This window comes from Streptomyces sp. LMG1-1-1.1, from assembly GCF_040815545.1.
GTDB lineage: Bacteria > Actinomycetota > Actinomycetes > Streptomycetales > Streptomycetaceae > Streptomyces.
Genome location: NZ_JBFPNH010000002.1, coordinates 75066 through 91804, shown reverse-complemented (window position 1 = coordinate 91804; position 16739 = coordinate 75066). Strand labels below are relative to the sequence as shown.

14 protein-coding genes and 1 pseudogene are annotated in these 16739 nt (G+C 72.5%); 10 read left to right on the top strand and 5 right to left on the bottom strand.

Going from position 1 to position 16739, the window contains the following annotated elements:
* Window positions 1-22 precede the first annotated feature (22 nt).
* Window positions 23-1468, bottom strand: coding sequence for an argininosuccinate synthase (gene argG / locus MRBLMG1_RS03195; RefSeq protein WP_367820479.1), 1446 nt, complete (start codon window positions 1466-1468; stop codon window positions 23-25).
* A gap of 293 nt (window positions 1469-1761) precedes the next feature.
* Here argG and rox point away from each other — a divergent pair, with 293 nt between their 5' ends.
* From rox to MRBLMG1_RS03165, 6 genes are all read left to right on the top strand, one after another.
* A complete protein-coding gene (rox, locus tag MRBLMG1_RS03190) occupies window positions 1762-3207 on the top strand; it encodes a rifampin monooxygenase (protein WP_367820477.1) in 1446 nt (481 codons plus the stop codon).
* A 118-nt stretch (window positions 3208-3325) separates the two neighbouring features.
* Entirely contained in the window at window positions 3326-4354 is a 1029-nt protein-coding gene (gene argC / locus MRBLMG1_RS03185) for an N-acetyl-gamma-glutamyl-phosphate reductase (RefSeq protein WP_367820475.1), read from the top strand.
* Complete coding sequence (argJ, locus tag MRBLMG1_RS03180) at window positions 4351-5517, top strand: bifunctional glutamate N-acetyltransferase/amino-acid acetyltransferase ArgJ (protein WP_367820473.1); 1167 nt, start codon at window positions 4351-4353, stop codon at window positions 5515-5517. The genes argC and argJ overlap by 4 nt, the downstream gene beginning before the upstream one ends.
* Entirely contained in the window at window positions 5514-6419 is a 906-nt protein-coding gene (gene argB, locus MRBLMG1_RS03175; RefSeq protein WP_367820471.1) for an acetylglutamate kinase, read from the top strand. The genes argJ and argB overlap by 4 nt, the downstream gene beginning before the upstream one ends.
* Window positions 6416-7615, top strand: a complete 1200-nt coding sequence (locus MRBLMG1_RS03170; protein WP_367820469.1) for an acetylornithine transaminase — start codon at window positions 6416-6418, stop codon at window positions 7613-7615. Before argB ends, MRBLMG1_RS03170 begins: the two co-directional genes overlap by 4 nt.
* A gap of 7 nt (window positions 7616-7622) precedes the next feature.
* A complete protein-coding gene (locus MRBLMG1_RS03165; protein WP_033206443.1) occupies window positions 7623-8153 on the top strand; it encodes an arginine repressor in 531 nt (176 codons plus the stop codon).
* Between the two features lie 17 nt (window positions 8154-8170).
* On the opposite strand, the pseudogene MRBLMG1_RS03160 reads toward MRBLMG1_RS03165, so the two are convergent.
* Together MRBLMG1_RS03160 and MRBLMG1_RS03155 are read right to left on the bottom strand one after the other, a co-directional pair.
* A pseudogene (locus MRBLMG1_RS03160) lies at window positions 8171-8598 on the bottom strand (L,D-transpeptidase family protein); the annotation flags it as partial.
* Window positions 8599-8687: 89 nt separating this feature from the next.
* Window positions 8688-10001, bottom strand: a complete 1314-nt coding sequence (locus MRBLMG1_RS03155; protein WP_367820467.1) for a hypothetical protein — start codon at window positions 9999-10001, stop codon at window positions 8688-8690.
* Between the two features lie 229 nt (window positions 10002-10230).
* On the opposite strand from MRBLMG1_RS03155, the gene argH reads away from it, so the two are divergent.
* The gene (gene argH, locus MRBLMG1_RS03150; RefSeq protein WP_367820465.1) at window positions 10231-11661 is read left to right on the top strand and encodes an argininosuccinate lyase; all 1431 of its coding nucleotides are present in this window, start codon (window positions 10231-10233) and stop codon (window positions 11659-11661) included.
* Between the two features lie 42 nt (window positions 11662-11703).
* Here argH and MRBLMG1_RS03145 read toward each other — a convergent pair whose 3' ends face one another.
* Complete coding sequence (locus tag MRBLMG1_RS03145; protein ID WP_367820463.1) at window positions 11704-12297, bottom strand: GNAT family N-acetyltransferase; 594 nt, start codon at window positions 12295-12297, stop codon at window positions 11704-11706.
* 71 nt (window positions 12298-12368) lie between these two features.
* On the opposite strand from MRBLMG1_RS03145, the gene MRBLMG1_RS03140 reads away from it, so the two are divergent.
* Complete coding sequence (locus tag MRBLMG1_RS03140) at window positions 12369-12920, top strand: TetR/AcrR family transcriptional regulator (protein WP_367820461.1); 552 nt, start codon at window positions 12369-12371, stop codon at window positions 12918-12920.
* Window positions 12917-14461: an MFS transporter gene (locus MRBLMG1_RS03135; RefSeq protein ID WP_367820459.1), complete on the top strand. Its 1545-nt coding sequence runs from the start codon at window positions 12917-12919 to the stop codon at window positions 14459-14461. Before MRBLMG1_RS03140 ends, MRBLMG1_RS03135 begins: the two co-directional genes overlap by 4 nt.
* Window positions 14462-14532: 71 nt before the next feature.
* Here the strand turns inward: MRBLMG1_RS03135 and MRBLMG1_RS03130 are convergent, their stop codons facing one another.
* The gene (locus tag MRBLMG1_RS03130; RefSeq protein WP_367820457.1) at window positions 14533-15204 is read right to left on the bottom strand and encodes a lysophospholipid acyltransferase family protein; all 672 of its coding nucleotides are present in this window, start codon (window positions 15202-15204) and stop codon (window positions 14533-14535) included.
* A gap of 247 nt (window positions 15205-15451) precedes the next feature.
* On the opposite strand from MRBLMG1_RS03130, the gene MRBLMG1_RS03125 reads away from it, so the two are divergent.
* Window positions 15452-16630 (top strand): glycerophosphodiester phosphodiesterase, encoded by a 1179-nt coding sequence (locus MRBLMG1_RS03125; RefSeq protein ID WP_367820455.1) that lies wholly within the window; start codon window positions 15452-15454, stop codon window positions 16628-16630.
* Window positions 16631-16739: the final 109 nt, after the last annotated feature.

The following is a 16739-nucleotide window of genomic DNA, read 5'->3' as shown; positions in this document are numbered from 1 at the left end:
TTCGGGGTGGCGGAGGTGCCGGTCAGTCCGTGCCGAACTCCATCGCGGCGCGGTCGAGCATCTCGTCGTCGTCGGAGACGTCACCGCGGGATGCGATGGCCTCGGCGCCGCCCTCGGGCATGGTGCCGATCAGCCCGGTGGCGGCCGCCTGGGCGGCGCCGATGGAGGGGCTGCCGGCGCCGATGAGGCCGAGGCCGGCGTACTGCTCCAGCTTGGCGCGGGAGTCGGCGATGTCGAGGTTCCGCATGGTGAGCTGGCCGATCCGGTCGACCGGGCCGAACGCGGAGTCCTCGGTGCGCTCCATGGACAGCTTGTCCGGGTGGTAGCTGAACGCCGGGCCCGTCGTGTCGAGGATCGAGTAGTCCTCGCCGCGCCGCAGCCGGAGCGTGACCTCGCCGGTGACGGCGGCGCCGACCCAGCGCTGGAGGGACTCGCGGACCATGAGGGCCTGCGGGTCGAGCCACCGGCCCTCGTACATGAGCCGGCCGAGGCGACGGCCCTCGTTGTGGTACTGGGCGAGGGTGTCCTCGTTGTGGATCGCGTTGACCAGGCGCTCGTAGGCGGCGTGCAGCAGCGCCATGCCGGGGGCCTCGTAGATACCGCGGCTCTTGGCCTCGATGATCCGGTTCTCGATCTGGTCCGACATGCCCATGCCGTGGCGGCCGCCGATGGCGTTGGCCTCCATGACCAGGTCGACGGGGGAGGAGAACTCCTTGCCGTTGATCGTCACCGGGCGGCCCTGCTCGAAGCCGATCGTGACGTCCTCGGTGGCGATCTCGACCGACGGGTCCCAGAACTTCACGCCCATGATCGGGTCGACGGTCTCGACGCCCGTGTCCAGGTGCTCCAGGGTCTTGGCCTCGTGGGTGGCGCCCCAGATGTTGGCGTCGGTGGAGTACGCCTTCTCCGTGCTGTCGCGGTAGGGCAGCTCGTGGGCGAGCAGCCACTCCGACATCTCCTTGCGGCCGCCGAGCTCGGTCACGAAGTCCGCGTCCAGCCAGGGCTTGTAGATCCGCAGGTGCGGGTTGGCGAGCAGGCCGTAGCGGTAGAACCGCTCGATGTCGTTGCCCTTGAAGGTCGAGCCGTCGCCCCAGATCTGGACGTTGTCCTCGAGCATCGCCCGCACCAGGAGGGTGCCGGTGACGGCGCGGCCGAGCGGGGTGGTGTTGAAGTAGGCGCGGCCGCCCGAGCGGATGTGGAACGCGCCGCAGGTGAGTGCGGCAAGGCCCTCCTCGACCAGCGCCGCGCGGCAGTCGACCAGGCGCGCGATCTCGGCGCCGTAGGTCTTGGCGCGGCCGGGCACCGAGGCGATGTCGGGCTCGTCGTACTGGCCGATGTCGGCGGTGTAGGTGCAGGGGATGGCGCCCTTGTCGCGCATCCATGCGACCGCGACGGAGGTGTCGAGTCCGCCGGAGAAGGCGATGCCGACGCGCTCGCCGGCGGGCAGGGAGGTGAGGACCTTGGACATAGGAAGAGTATGCATCATTCCGCATGGTCATGCAACGCCGGGTGTGCGACACCCCGAGGCGGGGGCCCCGCGGAACCCCTGCCGACACAAAACAAAAGGCAAGGAGTTCCGCACCCCTTGCCACTCTCAAGGTATAGCGCACAGGGGGTCTTGCGGCAAGGCCCCGGTGGTGCACCAGAATGGTCCGCCAAGGCCAGGACCTGCGGAAACGCAAGTCCGTGCCGCGTACGTCACGGGGTGTACGCGGCTCCCCGGGCGCTATGCCCGATCTTCTCTTCGAACGGGGTTTCCGAGTGTTTGACGTGATCGTGGTCGGCGGCGGACCGACCGGCCTCATGCTGGCCTCCGAGCTACGGCTGGCCGGCGTGGGCGTGGTCGTCCTGGAGAAGCTGACCGAGCCGACCAAGCAGTCCCGCGGGCAGGGGCTGCACGCGCGCAGTGTCGAGCTGATGGATCTGCGCGGCCTGCTCGACCGGTTCCTCGCGGTCAGCGAGAAGTTCCAGGTCGGCGGACTCTTCGGAGGCATCGCCAAGTCGTGGCCCGACGGGTTGGACACGGCTCATGGCTACGGCCTCGCCACGCCCCAGCCGGTCACCGAGCGGCTGCTGGAAGAGCACGCGGTCGAGGTCGGCGTCGAGATCCGGCGCGGCCGCGAGGTGGTGGGGCTGGACCAGGACGACGAAGGGGTGACCGTCGAACTCGCGGACGGCACGTCGCTGCGCTCGCGCTACCTCGTCGGCTGCGACGGCGGCCGCAGCGCGGTGCGCAAGCTGGTCGGCGTCGGATTCCCCGGCGAGACCGCCACGGTCGAGACGCTGCTGGGCGAGATGGAGCTGACGTCGGACGCGGAGACGGTCGCCGCCGTCGTGGCGGAGGTCCGCAAGACCCAGCTGCGGTTCGGCCTCGCCCCCATCGGGGACGGGGTGTACCGGGTCATCGTGCCCGCCGACGGCGTGTCGGAGGACCGTACGGCCGCGCCGACGATCGAGGAGTTCAAGCAGCGACTGCGGGCCGTCGCGGGCACCGACTTCGGCGTCCACTCGCCGCGCTGGCTGTCCCGGTTCGGCGACGCCACCCGGCAGGCGGACCGCTACCGCGTCGGCCGGGTGCTGCTGGCCGGCGATGCCGCGCACATCCATCCGCCCACCGGCGGCCAGGGCCTCAACCTCGGTGTCCAGGACGCCTTCAACCTCGGCTGGAAGCTGGCCGCCGAGGTGAACGGCTGGGCGCCGGACGGCCTGCTCGACACCTACCACGCCGAACGCCACCCGGTCGGCGCCGCCGTCCTGGCCAACACCCGCGCCGCGATCACCCTTCTGGGGACCGACCCGGGCGCGACCGCGCTCCGCGAGCTGTTCTCCCGGCTGATGGACTTCGAGGAGGTGAACCGTTACATCACCGGCTTCATCACCGCCGTCGACGTCCGCTACGACTTCGGCGAGGGCCAGGAACTCCTCGGTCGCCGCCTCCGCGACGTCCAGCTGAAGGAAGGCCGCCTCTACGAGCTGATGCGCAACGGCCACGGCGTCCTCCTCGACCCCGCCGGCCGCCTCTCGCTCCAGGGCTGGGCGGACCGCGTCGACCACGTCACCGGCATCCCCCAGGAGATCGCCACCGGCGACGACCTCGACCTCCCCGCCCTCCTCCTCCGCCCCGACGGCCACGTCGCCTGGGCCGGGGACGACCAGCAGGCCCTGCTCGACCACCTCTCCCAGTGGTTCGGCGCCGCCAAGAGCTGAGCGTGCGCTCCCGGCCGGGGCGACGGGGGCGCCCCGGCCGGCCGCCGGGTTGGCCGGATAGTCGTTGCATAAAACTGCGGACGTGCGTATAGTCATGCCATCCATGAGGAGGGTTTCCATGACGGTACGAGTAGCAGTGGCGGGCGCGAGCGGATACGCGGGCGGAGAGCTCCTGCGCCTGCTCCTGGGACACCCGCACGTGGAGATCGGGGCCCTGACCGGCCACTCGAACGCGGGCCAGCGGCTCGGCGGCCTGCAGCCGCACCTGCTGCCGCTCGCCGACCGGGTGCTCGTGCCGACCACCGCCGAGGAGCTGGCGGGCCACGACGTGGTCTTCCTCGCGCTGCCGCACGGACAGTCCGCGGCCGTGGCCGAACAGCTCGGGCCGGACGTGCTCGTCGTCGACATGGGCGCCGACTTCCGGCTCGTGGACCCGGCCGACTGGGAGACGTACTACGGCTCGCCGCACGCCGGGACCTGGCCCTACGGCCTCCCCGAGCTGCCGGGCGCCCGCGCCGCCCTGGAGGGGTCCAAGCGCATCGCGGTGCCCGGCTGCTACCCGACCGCGGTCTCGCTCGCGCTGTTCCCGGCGTACGCCGACGGCCTCGCCGAGCCGGAGGCCGTGATCGTCGCCGCGTCCGGCACGTCCGGTGCGGGCAAGGCGGCCAAGCCGCACCTGCTCGGCAGCGAGGTGATGGGCAACATGTCCCCGTACGGCGTGGGCGGCGGACACCGCCACACCCCCGAGATGATCCAGAACCTCAGCGGTCCCGCGGGGGAGCGGGTCACCGTCTCCTTCACGCCCACCCTGGCCCCGATGCCCCGCGGCATCCTCGCCACCTGCACGGCCGCCGCGAAGCCGGGCGTCACCGCCGAGGCCGTACGGACCGCGTACGAGAAGGCCTTCGCGGACGAGCCCTTCGTCCACCTGCTCCCCGAGGGACAGTGGCCGGCCACGGCGTCCGTCTACGGTTCCAACGCCGTTCAGGTACAGGTCACGTACGACGCGGCCGCGAACCGGATCATCGCCATCAGCGCCATCGACAATCTCACCAAGGGCACCGCAGGCGGTGCGGTGCAGAGCATGAACATCGCCCTCGGGCTCCCCGAGGCCACCGGACTTTCCACGATTGGAGTCGCTCCGTGAGCGTCACCGCAGCGAAGGGATTCACGGCGGCGGGCATCGCCGCCGGGATCAAGTCGAACGGCAACCCGGACCTGGCCCTCGTGGTCAACACCGGGCCCCGCCGCGCCGCCGCGGGAGTCTTCACCTCCAACCGCGTCAAGGCCGCCCCGGTCATCTGGTCGCAGCAGGTCCTCGCCGACGGCGAACTGACCGCGGTCGTCCTCAACTCCGGCGGCGCCAACGCCTGCACCGGCCCCCAGGGCTTCCAGGACACCCACGCCACCGCCGAGAAGGTGGCCGAGGTCCTGAGCAAGCAGGGCACGGACGTCGGCGCGGGCGAGGTCGCCGTGGCCTCCACCGGCCTCATCGGCGTCCTGCTCCCCATGGACAAGCTCCTGCCCGGCGTCGAGGAGGCCGCCGCCGAACTCTCCGAGCACGGCGGCGAGAAGGCCGCCATCGCCATCAAGACCACCGACACCGTGCACAAGACGGCCGTCGTGACGAAGGACGGCTGGACCGTCGGCGGCATGGCCAAGGGCGCGGGCATGCTCGCCCCCGGCCTCGCCACCATGCTCGTCGTCCTCACCACCGACGCCGACGTCGACGCGGCGGGCCTCGACGGCGCCCTGCGGGGCGCCACCCGCGTCACCTTCGACCGGGTCGACTCCGACGGCTGCATGTCCACCAACGACACCGTCCTCCTCCTCGCCTCCGGCGCCTCCGGCACCACCCCCGCGCCGGACGAGTTCACCGAGGCCGTACGGGCCGTCTGCGACGACCTCGCCCGCCAGCTCATCGGCGACGCCGAGGGCGCCAGCAAGGACATCCGCATCGAGGTGACCAACGCGGCGACCGAGGACGACGCCGTCGAGGTGGGCCGGTCCATCGCCCGCAACAACCTCCTCAAGTGCGCGATCCACGGCGAGGACCCCAACTGGGGCCGGGTGCTCTCCGCCATCGGCACCACGCGGGCGGCCTTCGAGCCCGACCGGCTCAACGTCGCCATCAACGGCGTGTGGGTCTGCAGGAACGGCTCCGTCGGCGAGGACCGCGAGCTCGTCGACATGCGCTTCCGGGAGGTCACCATCACCGCCGACCTGGCCGCCGGCTCCGAGTCCGCCGTCATCTGGGCGAACGACCTCACCGCCGACTACGTCCACGAGAACAGCGCGTACTCGTCATGACCAACACCGCGCGGAAACACACCGCCCTCCCGAAGGCCCAGATCCTCATCGAGGCGCTGCCCTGGCTCACCCGCCACCACGGCAAGACCGTCGTCATCAAGTTCGGCGGCAACGCCATGATCGACGACGACCTCAAGGCCGCGTTCGCCCAGGACGTCGTCTTCCTGCGCCACGCCGGCCTCAAGCCGGTCGTCGTGCACGGCGGCGGCCCCCAGATCAGCGCCGCCCTCGACCGCAACGGCATCGTCAGCGAGTTCAAGGCCGGCCTGCGGGTCACCACCGAAGAGGCCATGGACGTCGTACGGATGGTCCTGGCCGGCCAGGTCCAGCGCGAGCTCGTCGGGCTGCTCAACCAGCACGGCCCGCTCGCCGTCGGCCTCACCGGTGAGGACGCCCACACCATCACCGCCGTCAAGCACCGGCCGCTCGTCGACGGCGAACGCATCGACATCGGCCGGGTCGGCGAGATCACCGCCATCGACACCGGCGCCATCGAGGCGCTCCTCGAGGACGGCCGGATCCCGGTCATCTCCTCGATCGCCCGCTCCGAGGACGACGGACATGTCTACAACGTCAATGCTGATACGGCGGCTGCGGCACTCGCTGCGGCGCTGGGCGCCGAGACCCTGATGGTCCTGACCGACGTCGAGGGCCTCTACGAGGACTGGCCGAACAGCGACGAGGTCATCAGCCGGCTCACCGCCCGCCAGCTGGAGAAGCTGCTGCCCGACCTCTCCAGCGGCATGGTCCCCAAGATGGAGGGCTGCCTGCACGCCGTGCGGAACGGGGTCACCACGGCCCGCGTGATCGACGGACGGGTGCAGCACTCGATCCTGCTGGAGATCTTCACCGACGAGGGCATCGGCACGATGGTCGTGCCGGACGAGCAGGGGGCGAAATGAGCGGGAACACGGAGCTGACCCAGCGGTGGCAGGGCGCTCTCATGAACAACTACGGCACCCCCCGGCTGCCGCTGGTCCGCGGTGAGGGCGCCAAGGTCTGGGACGCCGACGGCACGGAGTACCTGGACTTCGTCGGCGGCATCGCCGTCAACGCCCTCGGCCACGGCCACCCGGCGGTCGTCGAGGCCGTCACCCGGCAGATCCAGAGCCTCGGCCACGTCTCGAACCTCTTCGTCGCCGAGCCGCCCGTCAGGCTCGCAGAGCGGCTCCTGAGCCTCTTCGGCCGGCCCGGCAGGGTCTTCTTCTGCAACTCGGGCGCCGAGGCCGTCGAAGGCGCGTTCAAGCTCGGCCGGCTCACCGGCCGGTCCCACATGGTCGCCACCCAGGGTGGTTTCCACGGCCGCACCATGGGAGCGCTGGCGCTCACCGGCCAGCCCGCCAAGCAGACCCCGTTCCTGCCGCTGCCCGGCGACGTCACCCACGTGCCGTACGGGGACGTCGAGGCGCTGCGGGCCGCGGTCACCGAGGACACCGCCCTCGTGATCATCGAGCCGATCCAGGGCGAGAACGGCGTCGTCGTCCCGCCGGCGGGTTACCTCAAGGCCGCCCGGGAGATCACCCGCGCCACCGGCACCCTCCTCGTCCTCGACGAGGTCCAGACCGGCATCGGCCGGTGCGGCCACTGGTTCGAGTACCAGGCACACGAGGGCGTCGAGCCGGACGTCGTGACCCTCGCCAAGGGTCTCGGCGGCGGCCTGCCGCTCGGCGCGACCGTCGCCTTCGGCGAGGCCGCGGAACTCTTCGGCCCCGGCCACCACGGCACCACCTTCGGCGGGAACCCGGTCGCCTGCGCCGCCGGGCTCGCCGTCCTCGACACCCTCGGCGCCGACGCGGCCCTCGACCACGTGAAGGCGGTCGGGGAGCGGTTGCGCCAGGGAATCGAGGGTCTGGGGCACCCGTTGGTCTCCCACGTCCGTGGTGCGGGCCTCCTCCTGGGTATCGTGCTCACGGAGTCCCTCGCACCGCAGGTGCAGCAGGCGGCTCAGGACGCCGGCCTCCTGGTGAACGCGCCCGCCCCCGATGTCGTACGGATCATGCCTCCGCTGGTCCTCACCGACGCCGAGGCGGACGCCTTCCTCCAGGCCCTGCCCGGAGTCCTCGACGTGGCGAACGGGCAAGGACGAACCGGAGAATGAGACGACGATGACCGACGCGCAGGAGAACGAGCACGGAGGGCCGTCCGTTCCGCAGACCCGTACCGCACGCCACCGCAGGATCGTCGACATCCTCAACCGGCAGCCGGTGCGGTCGCAGAGCCAGCTCGCCAAGCTCCTCGCGGACGACGGGCTGAGCGTCACCCAGGCGACGCTCTCCCGGGACCTCGACGAGCTCGGCGCGGTGAAGATCCGCAACACCGGCGGCGAGCTGATCTACGCCGTGCCGAGCGAGGGCGGCTTCCGCACCCCGCAGGCCCCGCTCGGCGAGTCCGCCAAGGAGGAGCGCATGCGGCGCCTCTCCGGCGAACTGCTGATCTCCGCCGAGGCCTCGGCCAACCTGGTGGTCCTCCGGACCCCGCCGGGGGCGGCCCAGTTCCTCGCGTCGGCCATCGACCAGGCCGAACTGCACGCCATCCTCGGCACGATCGCGGGTGACGACACCCTCCTGCTGATCAGCCGCGACCCGACGGGCGGCCAGGCGCTCGCCGACCACCTGCTGAAGCTGGCACAGAAGTAACCCCGGCAGCCCCGGGCTCAGTAGCGCGTGATCGCCGTCGGACCGCCCCGCGTTCCGACGGCGATGTGCGGTCGGCGCGCGGGATCCGCCCAGGCGAGGACCGCGCGCATCGCGCCGGCCGGCACGGAGACGCAACCGGCGGTCGCCCCGCCCCCGTTGACGTGCAGGAAGATCCCGGCCCCGCGCCCGGGCCGGTCGTAGGTGAAGCCGATGACGAGCGCGTGCGCGTACTGCGTGCCGTACGTGACGAGGTGCTCGGCCTCGGCCGCCCGGCAGTCCCGGGGCAGGCCCTCGACCCAACGGTTGTACGCGCGCGCGTCGTTGTCCTGGCACCACCAGGAGCGGTCGGTGACCCGGGCGTACGGGAGCGCGCCCCCGCGGGCCTGGCCCGCACCCCGAAGGCGTACGGCAGCCGGTAGAGCCCGGTGGGCGTGGTGTTCGTCCCCTACGAGAGCAGGACGGCGCCGAGGACGAGCAGGGTACGCATGACGGCGACGCTAGGTCCGTACCGGCCTCCCCGCCGCCCCCGTAGGGCTATTCGGCGGGCGGACGGCGCCCGAAGGGGAGGCGGAACAGCCGCAGTGCCCGCCGCGCCCGACCGGGTTGATCCGGCCGCCCGGGCTGCGTCCGCGGTTCCGCACCCACCCCCGCCCCGGGTTCCTCCTCCGTCGCCTCGTATACGACCCGGTCCCTCGCCGGCGGGAGCAGCGCGCCGGACGAGAAGTGGTCCGCCCACGGGGCCAGGGCCTTCGCGGTCTCGCGCACGACCCGCGGGGAGTCGTCGCGGAGCAGCGGTGCGAGCCGCTGGAGCCGGGCGGCACCGAGCACGCGCAGGCCCGCCACGGCGCTCGCCCGTACGCGGGGCCGCGGGTGCTCCGTGAGGGCCCACAGCGTCTCGCTGTCGGTGGCCCGGTCTCCGCACTCGGCGAGGCCGAGCGGGGCGTGGGACGGCACCGCGTCCCCGGCCGCGCAGGCCGCCCGGTAGAGGGGCCCGGGGTCCGTCCCCGCCTGCCGCAGGGCCCAGCGCGCGCAGGCGCGCACGAGCCCGGACCGGTCGTACAGGAACGGCTCCGCCTCGCCGGACCGTCCGGCCCGGTGCAGCGCCGTGACGCCCGACGCCCGTACCCGGCCGAGGCGGGAGCCCAGCAAGGGGCCGAGGACGGCTTCGCCGCCCGCGGCGAGCGCCGCGTTCGCGCACAGGTCCTGGACGATCACGTCGTGGTCGGCGGCGGCGACCTCCGCGAGCCGGGCGGGGGAGAGCAGGCCGCGCTCGACGGCGATCCGGTGCGCGAGCCGCCGTACGGCCCGGTCCTCGCTGCCGAGCAGGGCGGCCGCACCGGCTTCGGGCCCCTCCCGCAGCCGCGCGGTCAGCAGCTCGCGCGCGGTGTCCCCGCGCAGCCGGTCCCCGGTGCGCAGGGCCACGGCCGTCAGGCGTCCGAGGGCCTCGGGCCCGAGCTCCGGAAGCGCCGCGCGCAGTTCGGCGCGGGCCCGAACCCGTACCGGCCCGGCCCAGTCGGCGCACCGGACCACGACCAGCGGCAGGAGTTCGGGGGAGCGGCCCGCCCACGACAGGGCCGCCTCCCTGGTCCGGCCGTCGGGACCGCAGAGCGCGACGGCGAGCTCGGGGACGCTGGGCTCCCGCACCGCGCCGGCCGGGGACCAGGCGGGGGCCGCCGGGGCGCCGACCCCGGCCGCGCGCACGTCCCGATGCCCGTCGCGAGCGCCGGGGCCGCCCCACCGGAGCGACCCGCGGACGTGCTTGTCGAAGTCGATCCACGCGCCCGCGTCGGAGCCCCCGAGGGCCTGGGTGAGGAGGTCGGTCACGTCGTCGAGCGTGCTGGTCGGCATGGGCGGATGCTAGGCCGGGCGCGGTCGGAACGCCGCTGGATTACCGCGTGCGAGCGGAGGCGACATTGACAAAACATACGGAGGATCGCATAGTTATGCCTACCGGAGGGCGCGCGTTCGCCGCCCGGCGCGACCTGGCGTGACCCGCACGCGTTGAACAGGCCGTCTCCCCGTCCCAGGCCCGGGTCGGGAGGCGGCGGTCCATCCACTCTCCTGAGGAGCAGCAGCTGTGAGCAGCAACAACGGTGACGTCCGGCTCTGGGGCGGCCGGTTCGCCGACGGCCCCGCCGAGGCCCTCGCGAAGCTGTCCGCGTCGGTCCACTTCGACTGGCGTCTCGCGCCGTACGACATCGCCGGTTCCCGCGCCCACGCGCGCGTGCTGCACAAGGCCGGCCTGCTCACCGAGGACGAGCTGACCCGCATGCTCGCCGGTCTCGACCGCCTCGAGGCGGACGTGGCCGACGGCTCCTTCGTCGGCACCATCGCCGACGAGGACGTCCACACCGCCCTGGAGCGGGGCCTCCTGGAGCGCCTCGGCCCCGACCTCGGCGGCAAGCTGCGCGCCGGCCGGTCCCGCAACGACCAGGTCGCCACCCTCTTCCGGATGTACCTGCGGGACCACGCCCGGATCATCGGCGGCCTCGTCGCCGAGCTCCAGGACGCGCTCGTCGGCCTCGCCGAGGCGCACCCGGACGTCGCCATGCCCGGCCGTACGCACCTCCAGCACGCCCAGCCGGTGCTCTTCGCCCACCACGTCCTGGCCCACGTCCAGTCCCTCTCCCGGGACGCGGAGCGGCTGCGGCAGTGGGACACCCGGACCGCGGTCTCCCCGTACGGCTCCGGCGCCCTCGCGGGCTCCTCGCTCGGGCTCGACCCGGAGGCGGTCGCGAAGGACCTCGGCTTCGAGCGCGGCTCGGCCGGCAACTCGATCGACGGCACGGCCTCCCGTGACTTCGTCGCCGAGTTCGCCTTCATCACCGCGATGATCGGCATCAACCTCTCGCGGATCGCGGAGGAGATCATCATCTGGAACACGAAGGAGTTCTCCTTCGTGACCCTGCACGACGCCTTCTCCACCGGCTCGTCGATCATGCCGCAGAAGAAGAACCCGGACATCGCCGAGCTGGCCCGGGGCAAGTCCGGCCGCCTCATCGGCAACCTGTCGGGCCTCCTCGCCACCCTCAAGGCCCTTCCCCTCGCGTACAACCGCGACCTCCAGGAGGACAAGGAGCCGGTCTTCGACTCCTGCGACCAGCTGGAGGTCCTGCTCCCGGCCTTCACCGGCATGATGGCCACCCTCACCGTCAACCGCGAGCGCATGGAGGAGCTGGCCCCCGCGGGCTTCTCGCTCGCGACGGACATCGCGGAGTGGCTGGTCAAGCAGGGCGTCCCGTTCCGGGTGGCGCACGAGGTCGCCGGCGAGTGCGTCAAGGTCGCCGAGTCCGAGGGCAAGGAGCTCGACGAACTCACCGACGAGCAGTTCGGCAAGATCTCCGAGCACCTCACGCCCGAGGTCCGCACCGTCCTGAACGTCCCCGGCGCCCTCGCCTCCCGCGACGGCCGCGGCGGCACCGCCCCCTCCGCGGTCGCCGTCCAGCTCGTCGAGGTCAAGGCCGACCTGGTCATCCAGCACGCCTGGGCCACCGCCAAGCAGAAGTAACCCCCCGGAGTCCCCGTCACCCCCGTCCGGGGACTCCGCACGTCACCGAGCCGCCGCCCCCTCCGGGTGGCGGCTCGGCGCGTTCCGGACGTGCAGGTGGCCGTCGCGGGGGAAGGCGGGCGGCGTCGCCGGCAGGACGCGGTCGAAGGCGTAGCCGCTCTTCGACGCGACGCGGCACGACGCCGGGTTGTCGACCTGGTGCAGCAGGTCGAGCCGCTCCAGGCCGTCGGGCCCGAAGGTTCCGAAGGCCCATTCCGTGAGCGCCTCCAGCGCGCGCGAAGCCACGCCCTTCCCGCGCGCGTGCGCGGCGGTCCAGTAGCCCACCTCGGCCGCGGGGCCGCCGGGGGCGACTCCCTTGAGGACCGTGTTGCCCACCAGGGGGCCCTCCTCCGCGCCGGGACCTTCCTCCAGGACCGCGAAGGCGAAGCGTTCCCCGGCGGCCCAGCTTTCCCGCTGGATCTCCAACCACCGTGCCCCGTCGGCCTCGTCGTCGACCCGGTGGGTCGTCCAGTGGCGCAGTACGGGATCCCTGCACGCCTCGATGAGCGAGGGGATGTCCCGCGCGCACCAGGGGCGGAGGACGAGGGCGGGGAGGGACGGTGTCGCGGGGGCCCGCAGGGTGACGGAGGAGTCCATCGGCCGAGCATAGGACGTCGCCCGCGGCCAAGAGTGAGACATTCGTGTCTCATTTGATGTACGGTTGTCTCATGGCAGTCGATCGCACCCACGTGCTCCACAGCGCCGCCGCCCTTCTCTCCCGTAAAGCGACCGCCACGATGGACGAGGTCGCCCGGGCGGCAGGGATCGGCCGGGCCACGCTGCACCGCCAGTTCGCCGGGCGGGACGCGCTGGTCCGGGCGCTCGAAGAGCTCGGGATCGAGGAGCTGGAGCAGGCGCACGACCGGGCCCGGCTCGACGAGGGACCCGAGGACGAGGCCGTCCGGCGGCTCATCGCCGAGATGGAGCCCGTCGCCCCGCTGCTCTCGTTCCTGGTCACCGAGAACCAGCTGTTCGAAGGCGACCAGCAGAACGAGGGCTGGGCCCGCCTCGACGCCCGGATCGCGGCCCTCTTCCGGCAGGGCCAGGAGAACGGCGTCTTCCGGATCGACCTGACCCCGGCCTGGCTGTCCGAGGCCCTCTACGGGCTGATCGGATCCGGCGCCTGGGCCGTGCAGGACGGGCGGGTCGCCGCCAAGGACTTTCAGTACATGATCGCCGAGCTGCTGCTCGGCGGAGCGCGCAGGAGCGTGGAGAAGTGAGCACCAGCACCGTCGACACCAAGAGCCATATCGAGGGCGTGCGCCGCCCCGGCCGGTGGCTCGCCCTCTCCGTTCTCGTCCTGGCCGTCCTGCTCGTGGCGGTCGACGCCACGGTGCTCGGGCTCGCCACCCCGTTCCTCTCCGAGGAACTGCGGCCGACCGGCACGCAGCTCCTCTGGATCGGTGACGTCTACTCGTTCGTCATCGCCGGACTCCTGGTCTCCATGGGCAGCCTGGGCGACCGCATCGGCCGCAAGAAGCTGCTGCTGATCGGCGCCACCGCCTTCGGCGCCGTCTCGGTCCTGAACGCCTACGCGACCAGCCCCGAGATGATGATCGTGGCCCGCGCGCTCCTCGGCGTCGCCGGCGCGACCCTGATGCCGTCCACCCTGGCGCTCATCCGGAACCTCTTCCACGACCCGCGCGAGCGCAGCCTCGCCATCGGCATCTGGGGTGCCATGGCGTCGGCCGGCGCCGCCGTCGGACCGGTCGTCGGCGGGTTCCTCCTGGAGCACTTCTGGTGGGGCTCGGTCTTCCTCATCAACCTGCCCGTCATGGCGGTCCTCGTCCTCGTCGGCATCAAGCTGATCCCCGAGTCGAAGAATCCCGCCCCGGGCCCCTGGGACATGCCCAGCGTCGGTCTCTCCCTCGTCGGCGTCATCGGACTCGTCTACGCCGTCAAGGAGCTGGCCTCGCACGGCCTGTCCGTCGACGCCGGTGTCGCGGCCCTCGTCGGTGTCACCGGCCTGACCTGGTTCGTCCGCAGGCAGCTGACCCTGCCGGTGCCGCTCCTCGACATGCGCCTCTTCCGCCACCGCGGCTTCTCCGGCGCCGTCCTGGCCGACCTGCTGACCATCCTCGGCCTCTCCGGCCTGGTGTTCTTCCTGTCCCAGTTCTTCCAGCTGGTCCAGGGCCGCCAACCGCTGGAAGCCGGTCTCGCCGAACTCCCGGCGGCCGTCGGCGCGGTCACGGCCGGTCTGATCGCGGGTCTGGTGGCCCGCCGGTACTCCGTGCGGTCCGTGGTGGCCGGCGGCCTCGCGGCGATCGGTCTCTCCCTCGCCGTCCTGACGACCCTCGACCAGCACACCGGCTACCCGCTGCTCGGTGCCGCCCTGCTCGTCGTCGGTGTGGGCGCCGGCTTCTCGTTCACCGTCACCGCCGACGTGATCCTCTCCAGCGTCCCGAAGGAGCAGGCCGGATCCGCCTCGGCCGTCTCCGAGACGGCGTACGAGCTCGGCGCCGCCCTCGGCATCGCCGTCCTCGGCTCCATCGTGACCGGGATCTACCAGGGCTTCGCCACCCCGGCCGGTGTGCCCGCCGATGTCACGGCGGCCGCCCACGAGTCGCTCGGCGGCGCGGTCGAGGCATCCGGCGCCCTCGCCCCGGACACCGCGACGGCCCTGGTCTCCGCCGCCCAGGAGGCGTTCGTCGACGGCCTGCGGATCGCGGCCGGCGTCGGCGCCGCGGTCCTCCTCGCGACGGCGGTCGCGGCCTGGTTCCTGCTGAGGGGCCAGAAGCTGGAGGACGGCGTCGAGCACTGACGCACCCGGGAACGCGAAGGTGCCCCGCACGGCAGTCGGCCGTGCGGGGCACCTTCGCGTGCGTACGGGGGTTACGCGGCCTTCGCCTTCGTGGCGTACATGTCCACGTACTCCTGCCCGGAGAGCCGCATCACCTCGGCCATCACCGAGTCCGTCACCGCCCGCAGCACGTAGCGGTCGCGGTCCATCCCGTCGTACCGGGAGAACTCCATCGGCTCGCCGAAGCGGACCGTCACACGGCCCGGCCGGGGGAGCCCCGCCCCGCTCGGCTGGATCTTGTCGGTGCCGATCATCGCGAACGGGATCACGGGCGCGCCGGTCATCAGGGTGAGCCGCGCGATGCCCGTACGGCCCCGGTACAGCCGGCCGTCGGGGGAGCGGGTGCCCTCCGGGTAGATCGAGAAGATCTTGCCCTCCTCCAGGACCCGGCGGCCGGTCATCAGGGCCGCCACGCCGCCGCGGCCGCCGTCCCGGTCCACCGGGATCATGCCGACGCTGGTGAAGAACCAGGCCATCGCCCGGCCCTTGACGCCCTTGCCGGTCACGTACTCGTCCTTGCCGATGAAGTAGACCGGGCGGTCCAGGCAGATCGGCATGATCATCGAGTCGATGAAGGTCAGGTGGTTGCCCGCGAGGATGACCGGACCGGTGCCCGGGATGTTCTCGGCGCCCTCGACGCGGGGGCGGAACATCAGGCGCATGACCGGCCCGAGCACTGCCTTGATGATCGCGAGACGGGACAACGGTTCCTCCGGTGTGACGCGGTTCGGTCGAGCGGGTGAGCGTGCGAGCCAGTCGGGCTGACGGTGCAGCTGGCGACGATACTCGCGGGTCACTGCCGCTCGCACATCGGGTTCACGGAGTGGATACGCAGTGTTGACGTGTGTTTCCGCCATGTTCGGCCGAGGTCTGCACCCCGTAGGGCGTTCTTGCCTAGCGTCGGAACCCCCCCCGATGACAGGTACGGGACATCACACAGAAGGAGCCTTCATGACACAGGGTGCGCACCCGAGCCCGGCGCGGCGGACCGTCCTCGGCGCGGCCGGAGCGGCGGCGGTACTGGGGGCCGCGACGGTCCTCCCCGCCGGCACCGCCCACGCCGACGAGGCCCGGAGCGGTGAGGCCCGCGGCGGCAGGGGCCACGGCTACCGCTCGCTCCCCGTCCCCACCGTCATCGGCCACCGCGGCGCCAGCGGCTACCGCCCCGAGCACACCCTCGGCTCCTACCGGCACGCCCTCGACCTCGGCGCCCACGTCATCGAGCAGGACCTCGTCCCCACCAGGGACGGCCACCTCGTCTGCCGCCACGAGAACGACATCACCGGCACCACCGACGTCGCCGACCACCCCGAGTTCGCGTCCCGGAGGACCACCAAGACCGTCGACGGGACCTCCCTCACCGGCTGGTTCACCGAGGACTTCACGCTCGCCGAGCTCAAGACCCTGCGGGCCAAGGAGCGCATCCCCGGCACCCGCCAGGAGAACACCCTCTACGACGGCCGCTGGACGGTCCCCACCTTCGAGGAGGTGCTGCGCTGGGCCGAGGACGAGGGCCGCCGCCGGGGCCGCGAGATCTGGCTCCACGTCGAGACCAAGCACCCCACGTACTTCCGCTTCCTCGGCCTCGGCCTGGAGGAGCGGCTCGCCGGGCTCCTGCGCCGGTACGGCCGCCACCGCGCGAACTCCCCGGTCTTCCTCCAGTCCTTCGAGCCCAGCAGCATCCAGCGCCTCGCGAAGCTGGTCGACTCCCCGCGCGTCGTCCTGCTGTCCGGCGCCGGCACCCGCCCCTGGGACTTCGTCCAGGCCGGGGACCCGCGGACCGTCGCCGACCTGGTCACGCCCGCGGGCCTGAGCTGGATCGCCTCGTACGCGCAGGGCATCGGCCCCACGCTCGACCTGGTCATCCCCAAGGACGCGAGCGGCCGGCTCGGCACCCCGACCACCCTGGTCCGTGACGCGCACGCCGAGGGCCTGATCCTCCACCCGTACACGCACCGCAACGAGAACGCCTTCCTGCCCGCCGACTTCCGCCGCGGCACGGACCCGAACGCCTACGGCGACGCCTTCGGCGCCCTGAAGCGGTACCTGGAGACGGGCATCGACGGGATCTTCTCCGACAACGCGGACACCGCCCTCCTCGCCGCCGCGGACCTCACCGCCCGCGACTGACCCCGCGCGGAGGGGGCCGTGCGGGTGGCCACCGCGCCCGCGCGACCCCCTCCCGGGTGGTTTACGCCCCGTGCCGCAACCGCCGCCGGGCGCCCCGGCATCGTGCCGG

Coding starts and splice junctions, on each gene's coding strand:
- argG (WP_367820479.1), bottom strand. CDS start 1,468: ATGTCCAAGGTCCTCACCTCCCTGCCCGCCGGCGAGCGCGTCGGCATC.
- argC (WP_367820475.1), top strand. CDS start 3,326: ATGACGGTACGAGTAGCAGTGGCGGGCGCGAGCGGATACGCGGGCGGA.
- argB (WP_367820471.1), top strand. CDS start 5,514: ATGACCAACACCGCGCGGAAACACACCGCCCTCCCGAAGGCCCAGATC.
- MRBLMG1_RS03170 (WP_367820469.1), top strand. CDS start 6,416: ATGAGCGGGAACACGGAGCTGACCCAGCGGTGGCAGGGCGCTCTCATG.
- MRBLMG1_RS03165 (WP_033206443.1), top strand. CDS start 7,623: ATGACCGACGCGCAGGAGAACGAGCACGGAGGGCCGTCCGTTCCGCAG.
- MRBLMG1_RS03155 (WP_367820467.1), bottom strand. CDS start 10,001: ATGCCGACCAGCACGCTCGACGACGTGACCGACCTCCTCACCCAGGCC.
- MRBLMG1_RS03145 (WP_367820463.1), bottom strand. CDS start 12,297: ATGGACTCCTCCGTCACCCTGCGGGCCCCCGCGACACCGTCCCTCCCC.
- MRBLMG1_RS03140 (WP_367820461.1), top strand. CDS start 12,369: ATGGCAGTCGATCGCACCCACGTGCTCCACAGCGCCGCCGCCCTTCTC.
- MRBLMG1_RS03125 (WP_367820455.1), top strand. CDS start 15,452: ATGACACAGGGTGCGCACCCGAGCCCGGCGCGGCGGACCGTCCTCGGC.